This is a genomic window from Streptomyces sp. NPDC005302, assembly GCF_040607345.1.
Taxonomy (GTDB): Bacteria; Actinomycetota; Actinomycetes; order Streptomycetales; family Streptomycetaceae; genus Streptomyces.
Map to the genome: position 1 here is coordinate 98737 of NZ_JBEXGN010000005.1, position 25776 is coordinate 124512.

Below are 25776 nucleotides of genomic sequence, written 5' to 3' on the forward strand. Positions count from 1 at the left end.
CCGGTGGCGGGGGCGCGAGGGGGACACACAAGGCATGGCCAATTTCTCGAAGTCGAACGTGCCGCAGTTCTCGGTCGACGTGTACCAGAACGAGTACCTGCCCGAGGGCGGGCGTGAGGTCAACGCGATCGTCACGGTGAGCGCGACCGGCGGCGGCACCGTGGGCACCGCGGTCGCCGCGCCGCATCTGTACACCGCGGGCCAGGCGCCGGACGCCGCGGTGGTGGTGATGGTCGACTGCTCGGGCTCGATGGACTACCCGCCGACCAAGATGCGCAACGCCCGTGACGCGACGGCCGCCGCGATCGACACGCTGCGCGACGGCGTCCACTTCGCGGTGATCGGCGGCACGCACGTCGCCAAGGAGGTCTATCCGGGCAGCGGCCGGCTGGCCGTCGCCGACGCGGCCACCCGCGGACAGGCCAAGCAGGCCCTGCGCAAGCTCAGTTCGGGCGGCGGCACGGCGATCGGCACCTGGCTGCGGCTCGCCGACCGCCTGCTGTCGTCGGCGGACGTGGCCATCCGGCACGGCATCCTGCTCACCGACGGCCGCAACGAACACGAGTCGCCCGAGGACCTCAGGGCCGCCCTCGACTCCTGCGCCGGGCGCTTCACCTGTGACGCGCGGGGCGTGGGCACCGACTGGGAGGTCAAGGAGGTCACCGGTATCGCCTCGGCGCTGCTCGGCACCTCCGACATCGTCGCCGACCCGGCCGCCCTGGCCGCCGACTTCACGCAGATGATGGAGACGGCGATGGGCAAGGAGGTCGCCGACGTGGCGCTGCGGCTCTGGACGCCGGTCGGCACGGAGATCAGGTTCGTCAAGCAGATGGCGCCCACGGTCGAGGACCTGACGGACCGACGTACCGAGGCGGGCCCCCGCGCGGGCGACTACCCCACCGGCTCGTGGGGCGACGAGTCCCGCGACTACCACGTCTGCGTCCAGGTCCCCACGGCCGGCATCGGCCAGGAGATGCTCGCGGCCCGGGTCTCGCTGGTGATCCCGCAGGCCGACGGCAGCGTGCAGAACCTCGGCGCACAGGGTCTCGTGCGGGCCGTGTGGACCGACGACATGGTCGCCTCGACGTCCATCAACCCGCAGGTCGCGCACTACACAGGTCAGGCCGAACTGGCACAAGTCATCCAACAGGGTCTGGACCTGCGCAAAGCGGGAGATGTCGACGGAGCAACGGCCAAGCTGGGACGGGCCGTTCAGCTCGCCGGCGCCTCCGGCAACGCCGATACTGCGAAACTGCTTGCGAAGGTGGTGGACGTGGTCGACGTCGCTGCAGGTACTGTGCGATTGAAGGCCCGGGTCGAGGAGGCCGACGAGATGACCCTCGAGACACGGTCCACAAAGACTGTTCGTGTAAAGAAGTAGCGAGCCCGGTTCCCGAAGGGAAGCGGAGAAACCCGGTCATAGCGACCGGAAAAGGAGAGGGGGAAGCGCCGACATGCCGACCTGCCCGAACGGACACCAGTCGGGTTCCGACGACTGGTGCGAGGTCTGCGGTCACCGCATGGCCGGTGCCGTGCCCCCGTTGCCCCCGCCGCCCCCCGGCGCCGGATACGGCTATCCGCCGCCCGGTTCGCCGCAGCAGGGCGGAGGCCGCACCCATCCGTCCGCCGTACAGGGCGGCGAGCCCGAGCTCTGCCCGCAGTGCCGCACGCCCCGTGAGGGCGCCGCGCCGTTCTGCGAGGAGTGCCGGTGGAACTACCTGACCAACACGGCGACGTCCTACACCCCGGCGGCGCCGCGGCCGACCGGTTCCGCTCCGGGCGGCCCCGGCGGACCCTCGGCGTTCGGCGGCCCCGGTCAGCAGGGTGGTCCCGGTATGCAGGGCGGCCCCGGTATGCAGGGCGGCCCCGGCAACCAGGGCGTCCCGCCGCGCTTCCAGCAGCAGGGTCCCGGCGGCCAGGGCGGTCCGGGTCCCGGCGGCCCCGGACACGACCCGTTCGACTACCAGAGCTCGCGGCCCTCGCAGATGAACCGGCCCGCCGAGCCGATCCCGCCGGGCCCGCCCGGCCAGCAGTACGGCGGCCCCTCCCCCTTCGGCGGGGATCAGGCCTTCGGCGGGGATCAGGCCTTCGGGGACCCGGCACGTCCGGTTCCGCCGCCGCCCGGGCCCACGCCCGGCGGCCACGGCGCTCCGCAGCAGGCCTACACCCAGCAGCCCGCCGCTCCCTTCACCCAGGGCCGGCCGCCGCAGCAGGGCGGCCCGCAGTCCGGTGGTCCGGGATTCGGCGGCGGTGACGACGACTGGGTGATCTCCCCGCCGACGGCCGGTTCGCCCGGCGGTCAGGGCGGTCCCGGCCAGGGCGGTCCCGGCCAGGGCGGCGGCTACGGATACCCGCAGCCCGGTGCCACCCAGGCCCCGCCCGGTCCCGGCTACCAGCAACAGCAGCAACAACAGCCGCTGTCGTGGAGCGCGACGATCGGTCCGGACCGCGAGTACTTCATGGCGATGATGCAGCGCTCGGGCCCCGAGGCCGCGGGCCTGAACCTGCCCGCGTACTCGCCCGAGCAGCAGCGTCCGCTCACCGGCAACCAGCTGACCATCGGCCGTCGCCGGCACTCCACCGGTGACACCCCGGACATCGACCTGTCGGTGCCGCCGGAGGACCCGGGGGTCTCGCACCAGCACGCGATGCTGGTGCAGCAGCCGGACGGCAGCTGGGCGGTCGTGGACCAGAACTCGACGAACGGCACCACGGTCAACGGCGGTGAGGAGCCCATCCAGCCGTTCGTGCCGGTGCCGCTCCAGGACGGCGACCGGGTGCACGTGGGCGCCTGGACGACGATCACGATCCGGCGGGGCTGAGCCCCGGCCCCACGGGGCCCGGCAGATCTGTGACGCAGGCGGTGTTCCGGAGGAGTCCGGGGCACCGCCTCCGTGCGTCCGGGGCCCCGGACCAGGCCGCGCCGGCGGGGCGCCGCCTCACGTCAGCGGCCAGACGTATCGCCCCCGCGGATCGTCCAGCCAGGCACGGGCGCGCCCGTCGCCGACCGTGACCCCGTACCGCTCGCGCTCCGGCCGGCCCTCACGCTCCCACAGCGCGTACGCCTCCCGCGGGTCGAGGCGGCCCGCGGTCAGGGTCAGCAGGAACCGGAGCAGGTCCTGGCCCCGGGCCCGTCGCGGCAGCCCGCCGAGCTGTTCGGGCCGCGGGCCGGGCGAGGTGTCGCCGCGCAGCGGCACGAAGTAGGCGGGCGTGTGCAGGAAGTTGCCCTCCGCGTGCCCGGGGCCCCGCACGCGCAGCGCGATCAGTCCGGTGGCCAGCGGGGCGAGGATGCGGGCGTCGGGCGCGCACTGGGGCAGCCAGGCGGGCGGGATCGTGGTGAGCGTGCAGGTGGCGATGATCCGGTCGAAGGGGGCCCGTTCGGGCACCCCGCGGGCGCCGTCGCCGGTGACGACGGCCGGGTGGTGTCCGGCCCGGTCCAGGTGCCGGCGTGCGGCCTCGGTGATCTCCGCGTCGAGGTCGATGGTCGTCACCCGGGAGTCGCCGAGGCGGTGCGCGAGCAGGGCCGCGTTGTAGCCGGTCCCGGCGCCGATCTCCAGGACGTCGTGCCCGTCCCGTACGTCCAGTTCGGCCAGCATCCTGGCCATCAGCGACGGCTGGCTGCTGGAGGAGACGAGTTCGCCGTCGCGCACCCGGGTCGCCAGCGGGGTGTCCTCGTAGGCGCCGCGCAGCCAGTCGTCCCGGACCCGCGGGTCCGGGTCCTCGCTCCACACCCGCTCGAAGCCGCCGGTGCCGGCCGCGCCGCCGACGTAGTAGAAGGGCACGAAGAGATGGCGCGGGACGGCCTCGAAGGCCTCCCGCCAGAGCGGGTCGGCGGCGAAGGACCCGCTCCGGTCGATCTCGCGGACGAGGGCCGCCCGCGCCCGGCAGGCGAGGTCCTCCGGTCCGGTCTCCAGAGCATGCGCACCCATACCTCCACTGTGCTGCCGTACGGCTCCCGGAGCGAGCGGCCGCACCCGCGGCGGCTCCCCCGCGATCCGCCCGAAGTCACCGCGGGGACGCCGTACCCCGCTGTTCCCGGGGGTGGTCCTAAGCCCTCGGTCCTCGGTCACCGGGTCTGAGAGCATGGGGGACGTGAATGAGATTCGGCGCGGCACGTTGCAGGAGCAGACCTTCTACGAGCAGGTCGGCGGCGAGGAGACCTTCCGCCGCCTCGTGCACCGTTTCTACGAGGGGGTCGCCGAGGATCCGCTGCTGAAGCCCATGTATCCGGAGGAGGACCTGGGCCCGGCCGAGGAGCGGCTCACGCTGTTCCTGATCCAGTACTGGGGCGGCCCGACGACGTACAGCGAGAACCGCGGACACCCGCGGCTGCGGATGCGGCACGCGCCCTTCAAGGTCGACCAGGCCGCGCACGACGCCTGGATCCGGCACATGCGCGTCGCGGTCGACGAGCTCGGCCTCTCCGAGGAGCACGAGCACACCCTGTGGAACTACCTGACGTACGCGGCCGCCTCCATGGTGAACACGGCGGGCTGATCACCGGTCACTGACGGGCGCATTCCGGTCGTTCGACGTCGGATTCCGGTCACGATCCGGTCAAGGCAGGTCTACAAGCGCTTACCCGCGGGCCCTCCGCTCTGACAGCATCGCGATCGTCCGAGATCCGGAACGACGGCGGGGGGCCGGGTGACGGGGTTCGTCCTACTGCGCGCACGGGCGCACCGCCTGCTGCTGGCAGCCGCGCTGCTCACGGTCCTGCTGACCACGGCCGTCCTCGCGACGCTCACCGCCTACTCCGCCGCCATCGGCGACGCCTCGCTGCGCCACGCGCTCCGGGACCCGGGCAACACCGCGGACACCGCGCTCGTCGTCCGGGCCGACCTCCCCGCGGACCAGCGGGCCGCCGCGGACACCGCCGTCCGCGAGGGGGCCCGGCGCACCTTCGCCGGATACCCGGTGACCGTGCGCACGCTGGTGCGGTCGGGCTCCTACGCACTGCCCCGGTCCCTCCAGGAACCCGCCGCGCGGGCCGGGGATCCCGACCTCACCCACTTCGCCGCCCTCGACCGCACCCAGGTCGACATCACCGCGGGACGGCTGCCCGGACCGGCGACCGGTCCCGGCGGCTCGGCGATCGAGGTGGCCCTGCCCGTGTCGGCGGCCGAACGGCTCGGTCTGAAGCCGGGCGCCCGCCTCGCCCTGGTCGACCGGCTCGGCGGCCCCGGGCGCAAGGTCCTGATCACCGGGCTGTACCGGCCCGCCCGGCCGGACGCGCCCTACTGGCGGCTGGACGAGCTGGGCGGACGCGGGATCAAGAAGGTCGACTTCACGACGTACGGTCCCCTCCTCGCCGATCCCGGCGTCCTCACCGGCGGCCGGGTCAGCGCCGGGGAGTCCGCGTGGCAGGCGTCGGCGGACTTCTCGACGCTCTCGCCCGGCGGCATCGAGGCCCTGCGGGACGCCGCTCGGGACGCCCAGCCGGCCCTGCGCGCGAACCACGCGCTGAGCGGTGCGACCGCCGTGACGACCGCGCTGCCCGAGATCCTGGACAGTGTCGAGCGTTCGCTGCTCGTGTCGCGCTCCACCCTCCTCATCGTCGCCCTGCAGCTGGCCCTCCTGGCCGGATACGCGCTGCTGCTGGTCGCCCGGCTGCTGAGCGCCGAACGGGCGGGCGAGACACGGGTGTTGCGGGCCCGGGGAGCCTCCCGGCGACGGATCGCCGGGCTCGCCGCCCTGGAGGCGCTGCTGCTGGCCGTGCCGGCCGCCCTGTGCGCGCCGCTGGTCGCCGGCCCGCTGACCCGGCTGCTCGCCGGGCAGGGGGCGCTGGCCCGCATCGGACTGCGCCTGGACGTCGCCCAGGGCCGGGGCGGGGTGTGGCTGGTCGGCGCGGGAGTGGCGCTGGGATGCGCCCTCGCGGTGACCCTGCCGGCGCTCACGTCGGGCGACGGCCCCGCGGGGCGGGCACGGGCGCTGCCGGCTCCGGTGCGCGCGGGCGCCGACATCGGCCTGCTGGTGATCGCCGCCGTCGCCTACTGGCAGCTGGACCGGCAGACCTCCGGCGCCCTGAACGGCGGTTCCACCGGGCCGGGCACCACCGCGGGAACCGGCGTGCGGTCGCTCGGCATCGATCCGCTCCTGGTGGCGGCGCCCGCCCTCGCGCTGCTCGCCGGAACCGTGCTCACCCTGCGGCTGCTGCCGCCCGTGGCGCGGCTCGCCGAGCACCGGGCGGCGAGCGGCCGCGGGCTGCCCGCGGCGCTCGCGGGCTGGCAGCTCAGCCGGCGCCCGATGCGCGGCGCGGGACCGGTCCTGCTGCTGGTCCTCGCCGTGGCGATGGGCATGCTCGCCATCGGCCAGGGCGCCTCCTGGAACCGCTCGCAGGACGACCAGGCGGACTTCCTCGCCGGTACGCCGGTGCGCGTGAGCGCGGACAGCGACGCCGGACCGGGCGAGGCGGCCGTCCTGACCGCGCTCCCGGGCGTCCGCGCCGCGGCGCCCACCCTGCGGACGACCCTGCCGCTGTCGGGCGGCCGGACGGCGGCGGTCCTCGCGATGGACACCGCGCACGCCGCGGACGGGATGCTGCTCCGCGGCGATCTGGCCGCACGGCCCGCGGGACCGCTGCTGAAGGGGCTCGCGGCGAGGGGCGCCACGAAGGGGGTCGCGATCCCGAAGGGCTCGACGCGACTCGGTCTGGTGATGCGGCTGCGCAGCTCGAACTCCCGCGTGGAGGTGGACGTTTCGGCGACGCTGGAGGACCGCTTCGGGACGCCGTACACCGAGCGCATCGGTCAACTGCCCGCCGACGGACGGCCGCACGCCCTGTCCCTCGACCTCGCGGCGGGGCCCCTGACACTGACCGGCGTCCAGCTGGACATGACCCAGCCCGTCGACACGGCACAGCGACACCAGGTGGACCTGCGGGAGGTGAACGTGAGTGACGCCGGCGGGACACGGCGGCGGCTCGCGCTGCCGGCCGGCTGGAAGGCCGACTCCCAGACCAGCAGCACCGCGGCGGCGTCGGACGACGGCACGAGACCCACCCGCCCGAAGCTGGTGACGTCCTCCGGCACGGCCCTGTCCGTCCGCTACGGCACCGGTTACGTGCCGCGGGATCTGGCCTGGCAGGTCACCGCGGTGACCGTCCGGCTGCACCCGGACCGGTCGACCGCCGCGCAGGTCACGGCGGTCGCGACCGACCGCTTCCTGAAGTCGGCGGGCGCGCGGAAGGGGCAGCAGCTGGACGTGCCCTTCGCGGGCGAGACGGTCCCCGTGACGATCGTGGACACCGTACGGGCCCTGCCGACCACCTCGGAGGCCGACGGCGGTGACGGTGACGGCGGGGCGCTGCTGGTCGATCTGCGAGCCGTGAACCGGGTGCTGCAGGCGCACGAGGGGCAGAGCGTCCCGCCCACCGAGTGGTGGCTGGACACCGCGCCGCGCGACGCGGCGCGGGTCGCCGCGGCCCTGCGCAAGCTGCCCGGCACCGAACCGTCGCAGGTCGTCGTGCGGGACGAGGTCGCCGACCGGCTGCGCGACGACCCGTTCGGGGCGGGCCCCGAGGCCGCGTTCGCGGCGGCGGCCGTCGTCGCGGCGGCGCTGGCGGCGGTCGGGTTCGCGGTGAGCACGGCCGGTTCGCTGCGCGAGCGCCGGGACGAGTTCGCGGTGCTCCGGGCGCTGGGCGCGCCGCGCCGCCAGCTGGCCCGGCTGATCGCCGCCGAACAGGGCGTCCTGGTGGGCCTGGCGCTGGTGGTGGGGGTGGTGCTCGGAACGGTGCTGACCCGCGCGGTGGTCCCCCTGATCGTCCTGACCTCGGAGGCCACCCGCCCGGTGCCCGCCGTCCTGGTGCGGCTCCCTCTGCCGCATGTGGCCGTGCTGCTGGCGGGCGTCGCCGTGACACCTCTGGCCATCACGGCGTTCATGGCGCTGCGCCGCCCGGACGCGGACAGTTCGCTGCGCCGGCAGGGAGGCGAGTGACATGACGGGCACGGACGACGGCACGGATGCCGGAGCGCGCGGGCGCACCCGCCCGGACGGGCCGAGGGTGGTGGCCCCCTGGGTACGCACCCGGCTGCGGGCAGCCCCCGGGGCGGCTCTCGCGCTGGCCCTGCTCGTCGCGCTCACCGCCACGCTCGCCGCCGCCTTCCCGCGCGCGGTCGACCGGTACGAGGACGCCGGCCTGCGCCGCACCCTCGACGAGGCGGCACCCCGGCTGACCACCGTCCAGCTGTTCGCCCCGCGGCCCGACGTCGAACTCTCCCGGCAGGAAGGGGAGAACGCGCTGCGCGAGACCGCACTGCGCAAGGGCTACGCCGCCGTGCTGTCCGCCGTCGAGAAGCCCCTGGTCGCCGACCGCGCCCAGTCCTCGTACGGGGTGCGCACCGCCAACCCCCCCAGCGTTCCGGACTCCTTTCTGGCCCGGCCGAGCGGGCTGCCGCCCCGTATCGCGCTCGTGGCCCAGAACGCCCTCGGCGATCACTCCCGTACGGCCTCGGGCCGTCTGCCCCGCGCGACGGGCTCGGTCACCGCGACGACTCCCGAGGTGGAGGCGGCCGTCACCGCCGAGACCGCCGAGGCCCTGCACATCGTGGTCGGTTCGGTGATCCACGTGCCCGGTCTGGAGCGCGCGCCGCTGGCCGTCCGGGTCACCGGCATCGTCGCGCCGCGCGAGCCGGACGGCGCGTACTGGATGTCCACCCCGCTGATCCGCGATCCGTCCCTCATCCAACTGCCCAGCGACGGCGGCACGTACTGGATCGGCGCGCTGCTGCTGGCGCCGGACGCGGGACCGGTCCTGCTCGGCACGCCCGGTAAACCCGAGCGGTACTGGCAGGTGGCGCCCGACACGTCCGGTCCGACCGCGCACGACGTGTCCCGGCTCGCCTCCGCGGTCGCCGCGCTGGAGTCGGGCCCCGGTCTGTCGCGGATCCGTGAGCGCGTGGACCCGCTGACGGACGCGACGACGGATCTCGACGAGGTCCTGGCGTCCTTCACCGAACTGCGCTCCGGCATCGCCCCGTTGGTGGCCGTCGCCGCCTTCGGCGCGGGCACGGTCGCCGCGGTCGTCGTCCTCATGGCGAGCGGTCTCGCCGCCGAGCGCCGCCGCGGCGAGCTGGCCCTGCTGCGCGCCCGCGGCGGCTCGCTGCGCGGCCTCCTCGGGCGACTGCTGGCGGAGACGGCCGTCGTCGCCGTCCCGGCGGGGGCGCTCGGCCTCGGCTTGGCCCTGCTCGCCGTCCCGCACGGCCGCGTCTCCTACGCCGTGGCCGCCGCCCTCGCGGTGACCGCCCTCGCCTGCGCCGCCCTGCCGGTGCGTGCCGCGTTCGCCCATCGCGCGGTCCTCGTCCACGGGGGACGCGAGGACATCGCGTCCGTACGTCCCTCACGGCGCCGCACGGTCGCGGAACTCACCGTTCTGGTGCTGGCGACGGCCGCGGTGGCGGGCCTGCGGCGCGGGGGGACCGACGGCGCCGGCTCCCCCGGAGGGTCCGGCGACCAGCTGGTCGCCCTGGCGCCGGTGCTGGTCGGCGTCATCGCGGCCCTGGTCCTGGTCCGGCTCTATCCGTTCCCCCTGCGCCGGCTGTCCGGGCCCGCCGGGCGGCTGCGCGGAGTGGTCGCCCATCTCTCGCTGGCCCGCGCGGGCCGCACCTCGGCCTCCACGGCACTGCCCCTGCTGGCCCTCCTCACGGCGCTCACCACGGCGGCCTTCGGCGGTTCGGTCCTCGCGGGCGTGCACACCGCCCGCGACCACGCGGCCCTCCTCACCACCGGCGCCGACGCCCGCGTCGAGGCGACCCACGCCCTGCCCACCGCTCTCCCCGACCGCATCCGCGGCACCCGGGGCGTGCGCGAGGCGGTCCCCGTGAGCGTCGCCTACCGGGCCCAGGCGGCCAGGGGGTCGGGCACCGCGGGCGAGACGGCGGCGTTCGTGGGCGTCGAACCGGGCGCCTACGGACACCTGGCCCGGGAGCTGGGCCTCGGAGGGTTCCCGGCCGGAACACTGCGCTCCGCCGGAGCGGGCACCGACAGGACCGTGGTCCCCGCCATCGCGTCCCCCTCCCTCGCCGACCGCTTCGGCACCGCCCCGTTCTCCGTGCGCCTTGAGGACGACAGCAAGGTGACGGTGCGGATCGCGGCGGTACGGGACGTGACGCCCGCCGTGACCGATCTGGACTTCCTCGTCGTGGACCGGGAGGCCCTCACCGTGCGGGCCGCGCGGCCGACCGCGGTGCTCCTGACCGGGAACCACCTCGACGGGGCGGCGCTGCGCAGGGCGGCGGGCAGCGGCGTGGACGTCCGGCTGCGCGCGGAGGTACGGGCGGCGTACGTCGACTCGCCCCTCCAGTCGGGCGCGGAGCGGATCTACACGGCGGCGGTCGCGGCAGGCGCCGGATACGCCGTGCTGGCCCTGCTGCTGGCCCTCGTCCGGGCCGCCCCGGAACGTTCGGCACTCCTCGCCCGGCTGCGCACGATGGGCCTCACCCGGGCCCAGGGGCGCCGCCTCCTGGTCCTTGAGTCCCTGCCCCAGGCCCTGCTGGCCGCGGTCGGCGGCGCGCTCACGGGCTGGGCGGCCATCCGTCTCCTGTCCCCCGGGCTCGATCTGACGGCGATCGCGGTGGCGGGCCGCCCCGTGCCCGGCGGAGCGGCCCGGCTCCGCACGGACGCGCTCTCGTTGCTCGTCCCGTCCCTGGCCGTACTGGCCGTCGCCACGGGTGTCGCGCTGGCGCAGGCGTGGTGGACGGGGCGGCGCGGCTCGGTCCGGGAACTGCGGGCGGGGGACGGACGATGACGGCAGCACTCCCGCACCGCGGGCCGCCCGCGGGCTCGGCCGCCACCTCGCGCATCCCTTCGACGAGCAGCACCGGGAGTCGCCCATGACCACCGCCGACCCGACTCGGACCGCGGGCTCCGCACAGCCCGCAGGACCGACGTTCGCCGACCTCGCGGACCGCGCCGCCGCCCGCCGGGACCGTCCCGCCTACGGCCACGACGCCCTGATCACCTGCGACCGCCTGGTCCGGATCTTCACCACGGACGGGGTGGAGGTGCAGGCGCTCCAGGGTCTCGATCTGCTGGTCCGGGAGGGCGAGCTGATGGCTCTGGTGGGGGCGTCGGGCAGCGGCAAGTCGACCCTGATGAACATCCTGGCCGGACTGGACACCCCGACGGCGGGCGCGGCACGGGTGGCGGGCCGCGATCTGCTCACGATGAACGCCAAGGACCGGCTGCGCTACCGCCGGGAGGTCGTCGGCTTCGTCTGGCAGCAGACCGCCCGCAACCTGCTGCCCTACCTGACCGCGGCCCAGAACGTGGCTCTGCCGATGCAGTTGGCGGCCCGCCGGACGAGCCGCCGCGCGCAGTCCGAACGGGCTCTGGAGCTGCTGGAGTTGCTGGGGATCGGCGACTGCCGTGCCCGGCGGCCGCACCAGATGTCGGGCGGTCAGCAGCAGCGGGTGGCCATCGCGGTGGCCCTCGCCAACGCGCCGGCCGTCCTGCTCGCGGACGAGCCCACCGGTGAACTCGACTCGCACACCGCCGAGCAGATCTTTTCGGCGTTCCGCACGGCCAACGAGCGGCTCGGGACGACCATCGTGATCGTCACGCACGACCAGGCGGTCGCCTCGGAGGTCCGCCGCACGGTCGCCATCCGCGACGGGCGGACGTCCACGGAGGTGCTGCGCCGCACGGAGGTCGACGCGGCGACGGGCCAGGAGGCGGTGGTGGCCCGCGAGTACGCGATGCTCGACCGGGCGGGGCGCCTGCAACTCCCCGCGGACCACACGCGGGCGCTGGGCATGCGGGACCGGGTGGCCCTGGAGCTGGAGGCGGACCACATCGGCGTGTGGCCGGACGACAGCCGTCCCGAGTGACCCTGCGGTTCCCGGAGTACCGGGTCAGTGGACGCTGATGTCCAGGGCGCCGAGTCCGGCCCTGCGGACGGCTATCGACCCGAAGGGCGTGCGCAGCCGAAGCCACGCTCCCGACGAGTACAGCCCCAACTCGCCCTCGCCGGAGGGGAGTCGCCGGTCGTCCGCGGCGCGGGCCGGGACACGGGGGGCGGTGGGAGCGGCGGGACGCAGGAATCCCAGCGCCTGGGCGGCGTGCGCGGCCCTGACGGGCAGCGCGGTGTCACCGAGCGGCCGGGACCAGATCTCCCGCCCGAGGCGGTCCAGTTCGGCACGGGTCCGCAGCTCGGGCGCCAACTCCCCTGTGCGGGAGCGGAATTCGGCGACCACGGCGGCGACCGTGGCGCGCACCGCGTCCGGGGAGGGCAGCCCTGGCTCCTGCCGCCAGCCGCCGCGCGGCGGCAGCACCCCGGCCCAGGGCGGTCCGGTGACGGCGCCCGGGACGGTCGCGGTGGCCGCCGGCTCGTCGACGGACTCCAGGAGTTCGCCCGCGGAGACGGTCACGTCGAGGGTGTCGTCGAGACCGTGCTCGTAGGGCTTGGCCAGCCGTGCCGTGCGGATCGCGAGGACCTCGAACGACGGGGGCCGGCCGAACACGGCGAGGGTGGTGCCGTGCGCCTGGAGGCGCACGGCGGCCGCACGGTCGTAGTGGACCAGCCGGGCGAGGAAGGCGCCGAGATCGGCGGCCTCCCCCGCGTCGGCGAGGTGCAGGACGGTCATGCCGCGACGGCCTCGTCCTCGTCGTCCCGGTAGGACTCCAGGAAGTCGCGCTCGTCGGCGGTGATCCGGCGCGGGCGCTGCTGCTCGAAGTCGAACGGCACGATCACCGTCGAGGCCGTGACGTAGACCTGGTCCGGGTCCTTCACCTCGTAGGTGATGGTGAAGGACGCCGCCCTGATCTGTGTCACCCACAGCTCTACGTCCACCGGCGCGTGCCGGTGGACCAGCTGCCGCTTGTAGTCGATCTCGTGGCGCGCCACCACGGACCCCTGCTTGAAGTCCTTCTCCGGGCGGAACAGGAAGTCGATACGGGCTTCCTCCAGGTAGCGGAGGAACACCACGTTGTTGACGTGGCCGTACGCGTCCATGTCAGCCCAGCGCAGCGGGCAGCGGTAGATGTGGCGCAAGACCGATCAGCCCCGGGTCAGCTTCTTGTAGGTGGCGCGGTGCGGGCGGGCCGCGTCGGCACCGAGACGCTCGACCTTGTTCTTCTCGTACGACTCGAAGTTGCCCTCGAACCAGTACCACCTCGACTCGCCCTCGTACGCGAGGATGTGCGTCGCGACCCGGTCCAGGAACCAGCGGTCGTGGGAGATGACCACGGCCGCACCGGGGAACTCCAGCAGCGCGTTCTCGAGCGAGGACAGGGTCTCCACGTCGAGGTCGTTGGTGGGCTCGTCGAGGAGCAGCAGGTTGCCGCCCTCCTTGAGGGTCAGCGCCAGGTTCAGCCGGTTGCGCTCACCGCCGGAGAGGACACCCGCGGGCTTCTGCTGGTCCGGGCCCTTGAAGCCGAAGGCGGACACGTAGGCCCGGGACGGCATCTCGACCTGGCCGACGTTGATGTAGTCGAGCTCGTCGGAGACGACGGCCCACAGCGTCTTCTTCGGGTCGATGTTGGCGCGACTCTGGTCGACGTAGCTGATCTTGACCGTGTCGCCGACCTTGATCGCGCCGGTGTCCGGCGTCTCCAGGCCCTGGATCATCTTGAACAGCGTGGTCTTGCCGGCGCCGTTCGGGCCGATCACGCCGACGATGCCGTTGCGCGGCAGCGTGAAGCTGAGGTCGTCGATGAGGACCTTGTCGCCGAACGCCTTGGAGAGGTTCTGGACCTCGACGACGATGGAGCCGAGGCGCGGGCCCGGCGGGATCTGGATCTCCTCGAAGTCCAGCTTCCGCATCTTGTCGGCCTCGGCCGCCATCTCCTCGTAACGGGCGAGGCGGGCCTTGGACTTGGTCTGGCGGCCCTTGGCGTTGGACCGGACCCACTCCAGCTCTTCCTTGAGCCGCTTGGCGCGCTTCTCGTCCTTGCGGCCCTCGACCTTGAGGCGGCTGGCCTTCTTGTCGAGGTACGTGGAGTAGTTGCCCTCGTAGGGGATCGCGCGGCCGCGGTCCAGTTCGAGGATCCACTCGGCGACGTTGTTCAGGAAGTACCGGTCGTGCGTGACGGCGACGACGGCGCCCGCGTACTTCGTGAGGTGCTGCTCCAGCCAGTTCACCGACTCGGCGTCGAGATGGTTGGTGGGCTCGTCGAGGAGGAGCAGGTCCGGAGCCTCGATCAGCAGCTTGCAGAGCGCCACACGGCGCTTCTCGCCACCGGACAGGTTGGTGACCGGCCAGTCGCCGGGCGGGCAGCCCAGCGCGTCCATGGCCTGCTCGAGCTGCGCGTCGAGGTCCCAGGCGTTGGAGTGGTCCAGGTCGTCCTGGAGCTTCCCCATCTCCTCCATGAGCGCGTCCGAGTAGTCGGTCGCCATCAGCTCGGCGACCTCGTTGAAGCGGCTGAGCTTGCCCATCAGCTCGGCGGCGCCGTCCTGGACGTTCTCCAGCACCGTCTTCGACTCGTCCAGCTCCGGCTCCTGCATGAGGATGCCGACGCTGAAGCCGGGCGACAGGAACGCATCACCGTTGGAGGGCTGCTCGAGGCCCGCCATGATCTTGAGAACGGTGGACTTACCCGCACCGTTCGGACCGACCACGCCGATCTTCGCACCCGGGAGGAAGCTCAGGGTGACGTCGTCGAGGATCACCTTGTCGCCGTGCGCCTTGCGCGTCTTGCGCATGGTGTAAATGAACTCAGCCAAGAGAAACCGTCCGGACGCTTGAAATCGGCAGTGGGCAGATACACCCCATCTTGCCTGACGGCCACCCCTCGGGGGAAACCCGTTCGGTCCAGGGCCCGTGACCTGGCCGTTCACCGTCCGTGCCGGTAGCGGGACCGTCACCGCCCGTCTCCACCCCCCGCTCCCGGTCCCCGGGATCCGGCCCGTCTCGTGCGGGAGGGGCCGAAGGAGGACACTTTCAGGAGAGGGTTCATCGGGGGGTCGGCGGGGGGACGCGGCTCCGGAGGTGATCGCGATGACACAGACCCGGCCACGGACCACGGTCGGCTGGCACGTCGAGATGGAATTCGAGGAGGACGAGCACCGCACGCGCGCCGCGGCCCTCGTGCGGCTCCCCGACGGCAGCGAGATGCGTGCCCACGGGTACGCCAGCCGCCATCCGTCCGACGCGAACCAGCCGCGGGTCGGTGAGGAGGTCGCCGGCGGGCGGGCGCTGAACGAGCTCGCCATGCGTCTGCTGACCAAGGCCCACGACGAGATCGACGACGCGTCGGGCAGGACCTCGCACACGCTCAGGTGACCGGCACACTCCGCGGGACGGGCGGTGGCGGAGAGCGGCTGCGCCGTTCGGCCGTACGGCGAGGTGAATGCCGTACGCCGAAAGGATCACTGTTGTGCCGCTTTTCGCGCCGCCGGAACGGTCTCGGAGGGCTGTACGGCGGGCCGGGGAGGGCCGCGCGGCGGGGCCGACGGGCCGGACCGGAACAGCAAAAGGCCCTCCCGAGGGAGGGCGGAGACTGGCGCCCCCGGCAGGACTCGAACCTGCGGCCAAGCGCTTAGAAGGCGCCTGCTCTATCCACTGAGCTACGGGGGCCGGTTGTGTCGGCCGGTGTCCTGGTGCCCTGGTGCGGGCTGATCCCTGACCTTGCCGGGGACAAGAATAGGGCTCCCGCATCCCTGTCCCTCATGCTTCACCTCCGTGGCTCAATGTGGAGGTTCAGTGAAGCGGTCCTGATAATCGCAGGCGGGTACGAATCGTGCACCGCTTTTGGCGCCTCACGCATCGGGTGTTGTGCACTCGTTATGCCTGCGCCCCAGTCATCCCTTCCGCCCCCTGTGTCCGGTCGGCGCGCAGGCATACCCATATGCTTCAGAAAGCCTCCAAAATTGGGCATTCTTCGCATGTGGTGACCTTGGACGTACGGCCTCAGCTGCTCGACGCACTTTCCGCCCTGCGCGACCGTGTCGCCGCCGCACGCTTCCCGCTGCCCCTGGCGGGGGCTCCCCGCGCGCGTGCCAACCGCGACGAACTGCTCGCACAGCTCGACGACTACCTGGTGCCCCGGTTGAGAGAACCCGAAGCACCGCTTCTCGCCGTCATCGGGGGGTCCACCGGAGCCGGCAAGTCGACACTCGTCAACTCCCTTGTGGGGCGCCGGGTCAGCGAGGCGGGCGTGCTCCGCCCGACGACCCGCACGCCGGTGCTGGTGTGCCATCCCGAGGACCACCACTGGTTCAGCGGGATGCGTGTGCTGCCCCAGCTCACGCGTGTGTGGGTACCCCATCAGGAGCCGGGCGACGAACTCCCCGCCCTCGGCGACCGCGGGGAGCGGGTCCTGCGCATCGAGACCGCCGACACCCTCCCCCGCGGACTCGCCCTCCTGGACGCGCCCGACGTCGACTCCCTGGTGGCCGACAACCGCGTCCTGGCGGCCGAACTCATCTGCGCGGCCGACATCTGGGTGATGGTCACCACGGCCTCCCGCTACGCCGACGCCGTTCCCTGGCATCTGCTGCGCACCGCCAAGGAGCACAAGGCGACGCTGGTGACCGTCCTCGACCGGGTGCCGCACCAGGTGGTGTCCGAGGTCTCCCGGCAGTACGGCGCACTGCTCACCAAGGCCGGACTCGGCGACGTCCCGCGCTTCACGGTGCCCGAACTCCCGGAGTCCGCCTGGGGCGGGGGCCTGCTGCCCGCGACCGCGGTGGCGCCGCTGCGCACCTGGCTCGAGCACCATGTCCAGGACCCGGGGGCCCGGCAGGACGCGATGGCCCGCACGGCCTACGGAGTGCTCGACTCCATGAAGTCGCGGATGCCGGAGCTGGCGAGCGCCGCGGCCGCCCAGTACGCGGCGGCGACCCGTCTCACGGCGGCCGTCGACGGGGCGTACGACAGCGAACACACGCGCGTGAAGGGCCGTTTGCAGGCCGGCGCCGTGCTCTCCGGGGACGCCCTCAAGCGGTGGCGGGCCTATCCCCTCGACTGCAGCGCCGACGAACTGCTGGACGCGCTCGTGGAGAGCCTGTCCGCCCTGCTGCTGTGCTCCGTGACGGCCGCCGACGAGCGGGTGGACGACGCGTGGCGCCGTGAACCCGCCTCGGACTCACCGGGGCTGACGGACCGTGACCCCACGCTGGAAAGCGCCGAGCACCGGATCGGCATGGCCGTACGCCGCTGGCGGCGCGTCCTGGAGGAGTACGCCGAGGAGGAGGTGCGCGACCTCGACAAGAGTGTCGCGCCGGACCCCTCGGTGGTGGCCGCGCTCGTCGCGACCGCCCTCCTCGGCGGACGCAGGGCGCGCAACGCCGGTGAGGGGCTCGCCGAGCGGATCGGCGCGCACGGCGCGCTGCGGCTGCGCGACAAGGGCGGCCGGATGCTCACGGAGCTCATCGACAAGGCCCTGCACACCGAGCGCGAGCGCCGGCTCGCGCCGCTCGACGCGCTCGACGTCCATCCGGAACCCCAGGCCGAACTCATCGCCGCGCTGTCCGTACTGCAGAAGGAGAGGTGACCGCGGTGACTGCCGTCACTGACCACACGGATCACGCCGACCGTCCCGGAGACGACCCCTCCGGCGGCGCACGCCCCGGAGAGGACCGCTCCGGCGAGGACCGCTCCGAGGAGGTCCGTCCCGAAGGGACCCGCTCCGAAGGCGTCCGCTCCGAGGAGGTCCCCGAGAAGGCATCCCCCGGGGACACCGCCGCGGGTGCCGAGGGCTCCGGTGACGGCGCTCGCTCCGAGTCCCCGGGCGAGAACGGCACCTCGGCGAGGGCGGCTTCGGCGGCCGGGGCCGGGGCCGGGAAGGGCGCCGGGACGGACGGCGACGGCGACACGCGGACGGAGGGCGCGCGTACCGGGGGCGTGTCCGGTGCGGCCGCCTCGAAGAGCGCCCCGGCGGCCGGGCCCCGCGCGCGCGGCGAGGGCGACGACGCCCCGTCCCGCGCGAACGGCACCCCCCGGGACTCCGGCCCCAACGGGAAGGGCGACGCTCCCCGGGGCGACGGCCCGGCCCGGGCCGGCACCCCCCGTACCGGCGACTCCTCCGCGCGCGCGGAGGACGGCCCGGTCTGGGACGACGGCCTGATCGCCCGGCGCGTGAACGAGTCGGCCCCCGTCCGCTACCAGACGCCGGTGGTGGAGACCCGGGCCGCCGTACCGGCCGCGCCGGCGCCGCTCGCGTACGACGGACCGCTGCGCTCGCGCCTGGACGCGCTGCGCGAACTGGTGGGCCTCTCCCGCACCCGGCTGGACAGCAGGACCCTCGCCGAGGCGGGCCGTGTCCTGGACGAGGCGGCGGCGCGCCGCAAGCTGTCCGGGGAGCACACCGTGGTCGCCATCGCCGGGGCCACCGGCAGCGGCAAGTCCCAGCTCTTCAACGCGCTGGCCGGCGTGGCCATTTCGGAGACCGGCGTCCGCAGGCCGACCACCTCTGCGCCGATCGCCTGCAGCTGGAGCGACGGCGCGGCCACCCTCATCGACCGGCTCGGCATCCCCGGCCGGCTGCGCAGGCGCCCGCTGCAGAGCGCGGAGGCGGAGGCCCAGCTGCGCGGCCTGGTCCTGGTCGACCTGCCCGACCACGACTCCGCCGCGGTGCAGCACCGTGAGCAGGTGGACCGCGTCCTGGCGCTGGTCGACGCGGTCATCTGGGTGGTGGACCCGGAGAAGTACGCGGACGCCGTCCTGCACGAGCGCTATCTGCGGCCGCTGGCCGGGCACGCGGAGGTCACCTTCGTCGTCCTCAACCAGGTGGACCGGCTCCCCGGCGAGGCCGCCGACCAGGTCCTCGACGATCTGCGGCGTCTGCTCGACGAGGACGGCATCGCGCTCGGCGAGTACGGCGAGCCGGGCGCGACCGTCCTCGCGCTGTCCGCGCTCACCGGTGACGGCATCGGTGAACTGCGTGAGTGTCTGGGCCAGTTCGTGGGGGAACGCGGCGCGGCGGCCCGGCGAATTTCGGCCGATCTCGACGCGGCGGCCGCGCGGCTGCGTCCGGTCTACGCGACCGGGCGCCGGGTGGGGCTCAGCGAGGAGGCGCGCGACGAGTTCGCGGACCGGCTCGCGGACGCGGTGGGTGCCGTGGCGGCCGGTGAGGCGGCCGAGCGTGCCTGGCGCCGCAACGCCAACCGCGCCTGTGGAACCCCCTGGCTGCGGCTGTGGCGCTGGCACCAGGACCGGCGCGAACCCCCGACCGGCCGACTGCCCGTGCGGGCCCCGGCGGACGAGGAGGCCACCGCGCGGCAGCGGGTGGAGCAGGCCGTGCGGACGGTCGCGGACCGGGCGGCGTACGGGCTGCCGCTCCCCTGGGCGCAGGCGGTGCGCGAGGCGGCCGTACGGGGCGCGCAGGGGCTGCCGGAGGCACTGGACGACATGGCGGCGCGGGCGGTCACTCCGGTGGGCCGGCCGCCGCGGCCCGGCTGGTGGCCGGTCGCGGTGCTCGCGCAGGCCATGATGACGATCGTCCAGGTCGTCGGCGGGCTCTGGCTGGGGGCGCAGATCGTCGGGATCGCCTCGCCCAACCTCGGGGTTCCCGTGCTGCTGATGGTGTGCGGGATCGTCGGCGGTCCGGCCGTCGAGTGGAGCAGCAGAATGGCGGCCCGCGGGCCCGCCCGGCGCTACGGCCTCGAAGCGGAACGCCGGCTGCGCGAGGCGGCGGCCGGGTGCGGCAGGGCCCGGGTTCTCGATCCGGTGGCGGCGGAGCTGCTGCGGTACCGCGAGGTGCGGGAGCAGTACGGGCGGGTCATGGGTGTGGCGCCGGCGGGTGCCCCGGTCGGGTGACGCGGATTTCCACCACCGCCCCGCGGTGCACAGGCCCGGGCGGGCCCGGCCCGGCGAAGGCAGTCTGATCTCGCGGCGACCGCAGCGCATGCGGTCGCCGCGACGGACGCATTCGCACGGGAGGGACTTCGCGATGAACGAGACGATGGTGTGCGCGGTGGGCAACGTGGCGACACGGCCCGTGTACCGGGAACTGGCGAACGGCGCGTCGGCGCGGTTCCGGCTGGCGGTGACCTCGCGGTACTGGGACCGCGAGAAGAGCGGGTGGACGGACGGGCACACCAACTTCTTCACGGTGTGGGCGAACCGGGCGCTCGCGACGAACGTGGGGGCCTCGGTGTCGGTGGGTGATCCCGTCATCGTGCAGGGCAGGCTGAAGGTGCGCACCGAGACCCGTGACGGGCAGAGCTGGACGTCGGCGGACATCGACGCGGTGGCGATCGGCCACGACCTCTCCCGCGGTACGTCGGCGTTCCGGCGTCCGGCCAGGGAGAGCGAGCAGGCCGGGGGCGCGGCGGGCGGCCGCCCCGAGCCGAGTTGGGAATCGGAGCCCGATGACACGGCGCGGGAGCCGGCCCAACAGTCGGCCGAGCCTGCCGGGGTGACGTGATGTCAGAGGCGGTCACGCTCTGACCGGACTGCGGCTTATCGGCGGATGCGCTCTCGAACAGACCGCGTGGATTTGTCGATAAGCGCAGCTCACAGCCGTACGGCGATAACGATTCCGAGTCGGATCGGTTATCGGACGACATCACCGGGGAGAGCGTTGTGCCGCTTCCTTAGGATGCCGAACACAGCTCTCGGGGCTTCTGATTCTGCTGGCGGGACCGTCCCCCCATGTCAACGGGTCCTGCACGAAGGGGAATTCTGTGCTTTCCGCGTTTTCTGCGTTGTCCGCGTGCAGGCGAGGGGCAGCCCGCCTCGCCGCCGCGACGTTGGTGTCGGGCCTCGTCGCCACGGTGGCGATCGCCACCGCCGGCACGGCCGTCGCCGACGAGACGCCGCAGAGCCCCGGCGGGGCGACCGCCACCCTCGGCGACCTGAAGACGTACGGGTCCGCGGTCATCCACGACAACGGCGAGGACTCCTGGGTCTCCGCCGGGCTCTTCGAGATGTCCGTCGACGACGGCGGAACCCTGCAGACGTACTGCATCGACCTGCACAACCCGACGCAGCGGGACGCCCGCTACCAGGAGACCTCCTGGAGCGGCACGTCACTGAGCGGCAACAAGGACGCGGGCAGGATCCGCTGGATCCTGCGGAACTCCTACCCGCAGGTGAACGACCTGACGGCGCTGGCCGAGAAGGCCGGCGTCAGCGGGCTCACCGAGCAGGACGCGGCGGCGGGCACGCAGGTGGCCATCTGGCGCTACTCGGACGGCGCGGACGTGGACGCGGCGGACCCGCGGGCGGAGAAGCTCGCGGACTATCTGCAGAAGAACGCGCGGAACCTCCCGGAGCCCGACGCCTCGCTCACCCTGACCCCGGCCGCGGTCTCGGGCCACGCGGGTGAGCGGCTCGGCCCGGTCACGGTCCACACGGACGCGGACGGCGTGACGGTGACACCGCCCGCGGACACGGCCAGCGGGGTGAAGGTGGTCGACAAGAACGGCAGGCCGGTCACCTCCGCGGCCGACGGCAGCCGTCTCTTCTTCGACATACCGAAGGACAGCGCGGACGGGTCGGCGTCCCTGACGGTGAACGCGTCCACGAGCGTGCCGGTCGGACGGGCCTTCGCCTCCGAGTCCCGCAGCCAGACGCAGATCCTGGCGGGCTCCAGCGAGTCCAGCGTCTCCGCCACGGCGACCGTGGACTGGGCGGCCAAGGGTGCGATACCGGCGCTGACCGCCGAGAAGAACTGCGCCGACGGCGGGGTGGACATCACGGCGGTCAACAAGGGCGACGCGCCGTTCACGTTCGAGCTGATGGGCGTCGAGCACACCATCGCGGCAGGCGCGGCCCAGACGATGACGGTCCCGCTCCAGGAGGACCAGGCGTACGACTTCACGATCAGCGGTCCGAGCGGCTTCGCGAAGCGGTTCAAGGGCGTACTGGACTGCCGGACCCAGGGCGGCGCGAGCGACATCACGACCCAGACGGTCAGTGAGCCGAGTCCCGCGTCGGTGGGGGGCACCGGGGGCAGCGACCTCGCGGAGACGGGCGGTTCCGACGCGACGCCGGTCATCGCCGGCGTCGCCATCGCGCTCGTCGTCATCGGCGGCGCGGCGGTCCTCTTCGTCCGCAGGAAGCAGACACCCGAGCAGGGACCGGCGCGGGACTGAGGCCAGGGACACGTGATCCCCATGACGCCGCCCGCGCCGCCGTCCGGAGGCTCCGGTCGGCGAAGCGGGTGACGCGGAGCGTCAGGGGCGGGCGTTCCGGCCGCGGGCGATGGCGAACCCGGCCGCGATCAGGCCGAGGACGCCGACGACCAGGCCGGCCGTTCCGAGGGAGCGCGCGGTGGAGTCACTGGCCTTGTCGCTCGCGGTGGACTCCTCGCTGTCCTTCGAGGACGACGCGGACGACGGGGCCGCCTGGTCGGCGTCCGAACCGGCGGCTCCGCCGGATCCCTCCGCGGCCTCGCCCCCCGCGCCCTCGGCGGTGAGCGTCAGCGCGGGAGCGGGGTTCTCCGGCTCGTCGGCGCCCGCCTTCGCCTCCTCGATCCAGCGGACGACGCTGCCGTCCGAGTAGGTCTGGAGCGTCTTGAAGCTCAGCCGGCCGGTGTCGTCGGGCAGTTGACCGAAGGCGACGTCGAAGTCCTGGAACTCGCCGTGGCGGATCCGGCCGCCGGTCCAGGTGATCTCGGAGACGGCGTCGGTGATCGTGCCGTCGTCCGTCTTCACCGGCTTCTTCAGCCTGGTGGTCGTCACCTTCGCGGTCCAGCCCGCCTGCGGCGTGACCAGGACTCCGAGGACGGGGTGGTCGGTGGGCAGGAACACCTGCACCTTGGTGGTGCTCGCGGTGTCCTCCTCGTTGGGGACGCGGAAGCTCAGGACACCGTCCGTGGCGCCCTTGGCGTAGCTCTCGGGGTGGACCGTCACATGCGCGGAGGCCGCGCCCGCCGCGGCCAGGACACCCGCCAGGGTGAGGGCGGCGACGGTGCCGGTGCGGCGCAGGGTGGTGCTCGTCGGGGACATCTGGGGAACTCCGTACGGGAGGGGATGTGGTCAGGGCGTGGACACGAGCCCTGCCGGCGGTCCCCGGCGGGAGACGGCGTGCCGCAGCAACACCTGGCGGAGCGGGCGCGGTTCGGCCGGACGGCCCGCGGCATCCCCGTACGGCCGTGCGGGGGCGAGTCCCGTGCGCCCCTTCCACCAGGCGGCGAGCCCGGGCACGAAGGCGACGGCCCGGCGCAGCAGCGACCACAGGGCCGCCTCGCCGCGCCGCAGCCACCAGGTCACGAGGAGGGCGGCGGTGACGTGGGCGGCCGTGGCGTGGGGTGTCAGGGCGTGGGCGTGGGTGTACGTCATGTGCGCCCCGTGCATGGTCATCGTCATCCGGGGGCGCCCGGCCCCGAACCCGAGGTGGAGTCCGGCCTGCGCGACCAGCATCGCGCCCGCTATCCCGAGCAGCGACCGCTCCCTGCCGCACAGCAGACAGCCGGCGGCGAAGACGGCGAGGAGTCCCGCGCAGACGGCGCCGCGCGTGGGGGCCACCCCGGTGGCGAGCACATGTCCGCCGGCCGCCAGCAGCACGCAGAGCACGGCGAACACCGCCGCGCGCAGGCTCCGTACCGCCGGGGACGCACTCATGAAGCCCAGATACTGCCATGGGGAGGGAGTGACCGTAGGGGCTTCCGGATGAGCCGTCCGTCACGGGGCGCCAGGCTCACCCCACAGCCGCTCGGGTAGGGTCCGGCTGAGCCTGGGAGGGATACGACATGCGACTTCGCTGTGCCGTGCTGGACGACTATCAGCGTGTGGCCACCGAGATCGCCGACTGGTCGCCGGTCGCGGACCGCGTCGAGGTCGTCTCCTTCGACCGGCACTTCGCCGACGAGGACACGCTGGCCGCCGCCCTCGCGGAGTTCGAGATCGTCGTGACGCTGCGCGAGCGGGTGGCCTTCCCCGCCTCGCTGCTGGCCCGGCTGCCCCGCTTGAAGCTGCTGATCGCGTCCGGGATGCGCAACAGCGTGATCGACTACGCGGCAGCCGAGGCGCACGGGGTGACCGTGTGCGGCACGCCGAGTTCCTCGACGCCTCCGGTCGAGCTGACCTGGGCGCTGCTGCTCGGTCTCGCGCGGGGCATCGTCACCGAGCACGAGGCGGTGCGCTCGGGCGGCCCCTGGCAGAGCACCGTCGGCGCCGATCTGCACGGCCGCCGGCTCGGCCTGCTGGGGCTCGGCAAGATCGGCGCCCGGGTGGCCCAGGTGGGTCTCGCGTTCGGCATGCGGGTCGGCGCCTGGAGCCAGAACCTCACGAAGGAACGGGCCGAGGAGGTGGGGGTGGAGCTCGCCCCCTCCAAGGAGGAGCTGCTGGCGGGCAGCGACTTCGTCTCCGTGCACCTGGCGCTAGGCGACCGCACCAGGGGCCTCGTCGGCGCCGCCGAGCTGGCTCTGCTGAAGCCGACGGCCTTCCTCGTCAACACCTCGCGTTCGGCGATCGTCGACCAGGAGGCGCTGCTCACCGCGCTGCGCGCCGGGCGGATCGCCGGAGCGGGCATCGACGTCTTCGACGTGGAGCCGCTGCCCGCGGATCACCCGATGCGGTCGGCCCCCCGCCTGCTCGCCACCCCGCACCTCGGCTACGTGTCGCGGTCCAACTACGCGACGTACTACGGCGCGGCGGTCGAGGACGTGCAGGCGTATCTGGCGGGCAGTCCGGTACGCCGCCTCGGCTGACCGGCCCGCCCCGCCCCGCCCGTCACCGGGAAGGGACGCGGCTCAGACGGCCGTCGCGGGCCGCCGGTAGATGCCGACCCGGCGGTGGAGGTGGTGCAGGTCCACGAGGTATCGCCGGAGCGTCACATGGTCGACGGGAGCGTCCTCGCACCAGGCGCGCAGCTTCTCGTTGACCGTCCGCTCCGGATACTCGACGCCCGGCTCGAAGGTCCGCTCGGCGATGTGCCGCAGGACGACCAGCTTGCGCTCCCACTGGGCGGGCAGCCGCACGAGACGGCCGTCGCGCACGAAGGTCCGCAGCACCGTCTCGGACCGCTCGTCACCGGAGCCGTAGCTCGCGGCGGCGGGCTTCGACGCCCGTGCGGAGCGAGCGAGTTGGCGGAAGCGGTCGTAGACGACGGCGAGTCCGTCGCCGCCCTCCGCGATCACGCCCTGGTCACGCAGCCTGCGCAGCGCGGTGGCGGCGTCCTTCGGGGACAGGCCCGTCCGCTCGGTCACCTGTGCGGGGGTGGCCGCGCCGAGGACGACGGCGGCGAACGCGCGGGCCCGGGACTCCTCCGCGAAGAGACCGACCGCGCCGCCGAGGTCGGCCGCCTCGACCGGGTCGGTCCGCCCGGCGGGTGCGGCAGGTGGGGCGGACGGGGCGTGGGCGGTCGGCCGTTCGGGCCCCTCGTCGCTGGTCCGGTCGGTGGATCGTTCGGTCGGCATGCCCGGCAGGCTAGTTGAGCGGGCGGGGCGGACCGAAGCGAATTTCCGCCGCCCGTCCGGTGCCGGTCGATGGGTGATACCCCGATGAACGCCCGTGACCAGGCGTGGGCGGACGCGTTGAAGGGGAGTGCGGTCGCGTCCGTGCCACCGCACTCATCGAACCAAAGGAGAACGTGATGTCTCGCATCGCGAAGGTCGCCGCTGTCGCCCTCGGCACGGGTGCCGTTGTCATCGGCGGAGCCGGTTTCGCCATGGCTGACGCCGGCGCCCAGGGCGAGGCCGTCGGCTCGCCCGGCGTCCTCTCGGGCAACGTCATCCAGGTGCCGGTCAACATCCCGGTCAACGTGTGCGGCAACACCGTCAGCGTCATCGGCCTGCTGAACCCGGCCTTCGGCAACCACTGCTCGAACGACGGTGGCCACGGCAAGGACAAGGACAAGGACCGCGGCGGCTACGGCTACGGCCGCTGACCCACGCCACGCGAAAGGCCCCCGGCAGGAAGTCACTGCCGGGGGCCTCGCCGCTTTCGCGCGT

Annotated in this window: 20 protein-coding genes and 1 tRNA gene; 13 read left to right on the forward strand and 8 right to left on the reverse strand. The window is 73.8% G+C overall.

The window, feature by feature from the left end; genetic code table 11:
- Positions 1-34: 34 nt before the first annotated feature.
- Together ABZT74_RS09140 and ABZT74_RS09145 are read left to right on the forward strand one after the other, a co-directional pair.
- Positions 35-1381, forward strand: coding sequence for a VWA domain-containing protein (locus ABZT74_RS09140; RefSeq protein ID WP_356433855.1), 1347 nt, complete (start codon positions 35-37; stop codon positions 1379-1381).
- A gap of 73 nt (positions 1382-1454) precedes the next feature.
- Positions 1455-2822, forward strand: coding sequence for an FHA domain-containing protein (locus tag ABZT74_RS09145; RefSeq protein ID WP_356433856.1), 1368 nt, complete (start codon positions 1455-1457; stop codon positions 2820-2822).
- Positions 2823-2939: 117 nt separating this feature from the next.
- Here ABZT74_RS09145 and ABZT74_RS09150 read toward each other — a convergent pair whose 3' ends face one another.
- On the reverse strand, positions 2940-3929 hold the full coding sequence (locus tag ABZT74_RS09150; protein ID WP_355863328.1) for a methyltransferase domain-containing protein: 990 nt from the start codon (positions 3927-3929) through the stop codon (positions 2940-2942).
- A 154-nt stretch (positions 3930-4083) separates the two neighbouring features.
- Here ABZT74_RS09150 and ABZT74_RS09155 point away from each other — a divergent pair, with 154 nt between their 5' ends.
- From ABZT74_RS09155 to ABZT74_RS09170, 4 genes are all read left to right on the forward strand, one after another.
- Positions 4084-4497 carry a globin gene (locus ABZT74_RS09155; protein ID WP_179165238.1) on the forward strand — a complete coding sequence of 138 codons (414 nt, stop codon included), beginning with the start codon at positions 4084-4086 and terminating at the stop codon, positions 4495-4497.
- A 150-nt stretch (positions 4498-4647) separates the two neighbouring features.
- Entirely contained in the window at positions 4648-7935 is a 3288-nt protein-coding gene (locus ABZT74_RS09160; protein ID WP_356433857.1) for an FtsX-like permease family protein, read from the forward strand.
- 1 nt (position 7936) lies between these two features.
- The gene (locus ABZT74_RS09165) at positions 7937-10744 is read left to right on the forward strand and encodes an FtsX-like permease family protein (protein ID WP_356433858.1); all 2808 of its coding nucleotides are present in this window, start codon (positions 7937-7939) and stop codon (positions 10742-10744) included.
- An 85-nt stretch (positions 10745-10829) separates the two neighbouring features.
- Positions 10830-11825 carry an ABC transporter ATP-binding protein gene (locus tag ABZT74_RS09170; RefSeq protein ID WP_356172048.1) on the forward strand — a complete coding sequence of 332 codons (996 nt, stop codon included), beginning with the start codon at positions 10830-10832 and terminating at the stop codon, positions 11823-11825.
- Positions 11826-11849: 24 nt separating this feature from the next.
- On the opposite strand, the gene ABZT74_RS09175 is transcribed toward ABZT74_RS09170, so the two are convergent.
- The 3 genes from ABZT74_RS09175 to ettA are packed head-to-tail and all read right to left on the reverse strand — an operon-like array spanning position 11850 to position 14659.
- Positions 11850-12581, reverse strand: a complete 732-nt coding sequence (locus tag ABZT74_RS09175; protein ID WP_356433859.1) for a hypothetical protein — start codon at positions 12579-12581, stop codon at positions 11850-11852.
- Positions 12578-12988 carry a thioesterase family protein gene (locus ABZT74_RS09180; RefSeq protein ID WP_355863317.1) on the reverse strand — a complete coding sequence of 137 codons (411 nt, stop codon included), beginning with the start codon at positions 12986-12988 and terminating at the stop codon, positions 12578-12580. Before ABZT74_RS09180 ends, ABZT74_RS09175 begins: the two co-directional genes overlap by 4 nt.
- Positions 12989-12994: 6 nt before the next feature.
- A complete protein-coding gene (gene ettA, locus ABZT74_RS09185) occupies positions 12995-14659 on the reverse strand; it encodes an energy-dependent translational throttle protein EttA (RefSeq protein WP_355863315.1) in 1665 nt (554 codons plus the stop codon).
- Positions 14660-14933: 274 nt separating this feature from the next.
- Here ettA and ABZT74_RS09190 point away from each other — a divergent pair, with 274 nt between their 5' ends.
- Positions 14934-15218, forward strand: coding sequence for a DUF1876 domain-containing protein (locus tag ABZT74_RS09190; RefSeq protein WP_355863313.1), 285 nt, complete (start codon positions 14934-14936; stop codon positions 15216-15218).
- Between the two features lie 218 nt (positions 15219-15436).
- Here ABZT74_RS09190 and ABZT74_RS09195 read toward each other — a convergent pair.
- Positions 15437-15512: transfer RNA gene (locus ABZT74_RS09195), tRNA-Arg, on the reverse strand.
- A 310-nt stretch (positions 15513-15822) separates the two neighbouring features.
- Here ABZT74_RS09195 and ABZT74_RS09200 point away from each other — a divergent pair.
- The 4 genes from ABZT74_RS09200 to ABZT74_RS09215 all read left to right on the forward strand — a co-directional run bounded on the left by ABZT74_RS09200 (position 15823) and on the right by ABZT74_RS09215 (position 21976).
- A complete protein-coding gene (locus ABZT74_RS09200) occupies positions 15823-17430 on the forward strand; it encodes a dynamin family protein (RefSeq protein WP_355863311.1) in 1608 nt (535 codons plus the stop codon).
- 5 nt (positions 17431-17435) lie between these two features.
- Positions 17436-19694, forward strand: coding sequence for a YfjP family GTPase (locus ABZT74_RS09205; RefSeq protein ID WP_356172041.1), 2259 nt, complete (start codon positions 17436-17438; stop codon positions 19692-19694).
- A 133-nt stretch (positions 19695-19827) separates the two neighbouring features.
- Positions 19828-20304, forward strand: a complete 477-nt coding sequence (locus ABZT74_RS09210; protein ID WP_356433860.1) for a single-stranded DNA-binding protein — start codon at positions 19828-19830, stop codon at positions 20302-20304.
- Between the two features lie 259 nt (positions 20305-20563).
- Positions 20564-21976 carry a Cys-Gln thioester bond-forming surface protein gene (locus ABZT74_RS09215; protein ID WP_356433861.1) on the forward strand — a complete coding sequence of 471 codons (1413 nt, stop codon included), beginning with the start codon at positions 20564-20566 and terminating at the stop codon, positions 21974-21976.
- Positions 21977-22057: 81 nt separating this feature from the next.
- On the opposite strand, the gene ABZT74_RS09220 is transcribed toward ABZT74_RS09215, so the two are convergent.
- A complete protein-coding gene (locus tag ABZT74_RS09220; protein ID WP_356433862.1) occupies positions 22058-22831 on the reverse strand; it encodes a YcnI family protein in 774 nt (257 codons plus the stop codon).
- A 30-nt stretch (positions 22832-22861) separates the two neighbouring features.
- Entirely contained in the window at positions 22862-23446 is a 585-nt protein-coding gene (locus tag ABZT74_RS09225; protein WP_356172031.1) for a hypothetical protein, read from the reverse strand.
- A gap of 128 nt (positions 23447-23574) precedes the next feature.
- Between ABZT74_RS09225 and ABZT74_RS09230 the strand changes: the two genes are divergently transcribed.
- A complete protein-coding gene (locus ABZT74_RS09230) occupies positions 23575-24534 on the forward strand; it encodes a D-2-hydroxyacid dehydrogenase family protein (protein WP_356433863.1) in 960 nt (319 codons plus the stop codon).
- Positions 24535-24576: 42 nt separating this feature from the next.
- Here the strand turns inward: ABZT74_RS09230 and ABZT74_RS09235 are convergent, their stop codons facing one another.
- Positions 24577-25242, reverse strand: a complete 666-nt coding sequence (locus ABZT74_RS09235) for a DUF2087 domain-containing protein (protein WP_356433864.1) — start codon at positions 25240-25242, stop codon at positions 24577-24579.
- A 176-nt stretch (positions 25243-25418) separates the two neighbouring features.
- Here ABZT74_RS09235 and ABZT74_RS09240 point away from each other — a divergent pair, with 176 nt between their 5' ends.
- Positions 25419-25712, forward strand: coding sequence for a chaplin (locus ABZT74_RS09240; protein WP_356172023.1), 294 nt, complete (start codon positions 25419-25421; stop codon positions 25710-25712).
- Positions 25713-25776: the final 64 nt, after the last annotated feature.

Excerpts from the sequence above, each read along its gene's own strand:
- ABZT74_RS09140 (WP_356433855.1), top strand. The coding sequence starts at position 35 with ATGGCCAATTTCTCGAAGTCGAACGTGCCGCAGTTCTCGGTCGACGTG.
- ABZT74_RS09145 (WP_356433856.1), top strand. The coding sequence starts at position 1,455 with ATGCCGACCTGCCCGAACGGACACCAGTCGGGTTCCGACGACTGGTGC.
- ABZT74_RS09150 (WP_355863328.1), bottom strand. The coding sequence starts at position 3,929 with ATGGGTGCGCATGCTCTGGAGACCGGACCGGAGGACCTCGCCTGCCGG.
- ABZT74_RS09155 (WP_179165238.1), top strand. The coding sequence starts at position 4,084 with ATGGGGGACGTGAATGAGATTCGGCGCGGCACGTTGCAGGAGCAGACC.
- ABZT74_RS09165 (WP_356433858.1), top strand. The coding sequence starts at position 7,937 with ATGACGGGCACGGACGACGGCACGGATGCCGGAGCGCGCGGGCGCACC.
- ABZT74_RS09170 (WP_356172048.1), top strand. The coding sequence starts at position 10,830 with ATGACCACCGCCGACCCGACTCGGACCGCGGGCTCCGCACAGCCCGCA.
- ABZT74_RS09175 (WP_356433859.1), bottom strand. The coding sequence starts at position 12,581 with ATGACCGTCCTGCACCTCGCCGACGCGGGGGAGGCCGCCGATCTCGGC.
- ABZT74_RS09190 (WP_355863313.1), top strand. The coding sequence starts at position 14,934 with ATGACACAGACCCGGCCACGGACCACGGTCGGCTGGCACGTCGAGATG.
- ABZT74_RS09210 (WP_356433860.1), top strand. The coding sequence starts at position 19,828 with ATGAACGAGACGATGGTGTGCGCGGTGGGCAACGTGGCGACACGGCCC.
- ABZT74_RS09220 (WP_356433862.1), bottom strand. The coding sequence starts at position 22,831 with ATGTCCCCGACGAGCACCACCCTGCGCCGCACCGGCACCGTCGCCGCC.
- ABZT74_RS09225 (WP_356172031.1), bottom strand. The coding sequence starts at position 23,446 with ATGAGTGCGTCCCCGGCGGTACGGAGCCTGCGCGCGGCGGTGTTCGCC.
- ABZT74_RS09230 (WP_356433863.1), top strand. The coding sequence starts at position 23,575 with ATGCGACTTCGCTGTGCCGTGCTGGACGACTATCAGCGTGTGGCCACC.
- ABZT74_RS09235 (WP_356433864.1), bottom strand. The coding sequence starts at position 25,242 with ATGCCGACCGAACGATCCACCGACCGGACCAGCGACGAGGGGCCCGAA.
- ABZT74_RS09240 (WP_356172023.1), top strand. The coding sequence starts at position 25,419 with ATGTCTCGCATCGCGAAGGTCGCCGCTGTCGCCCTCGGCACGGGTGCC.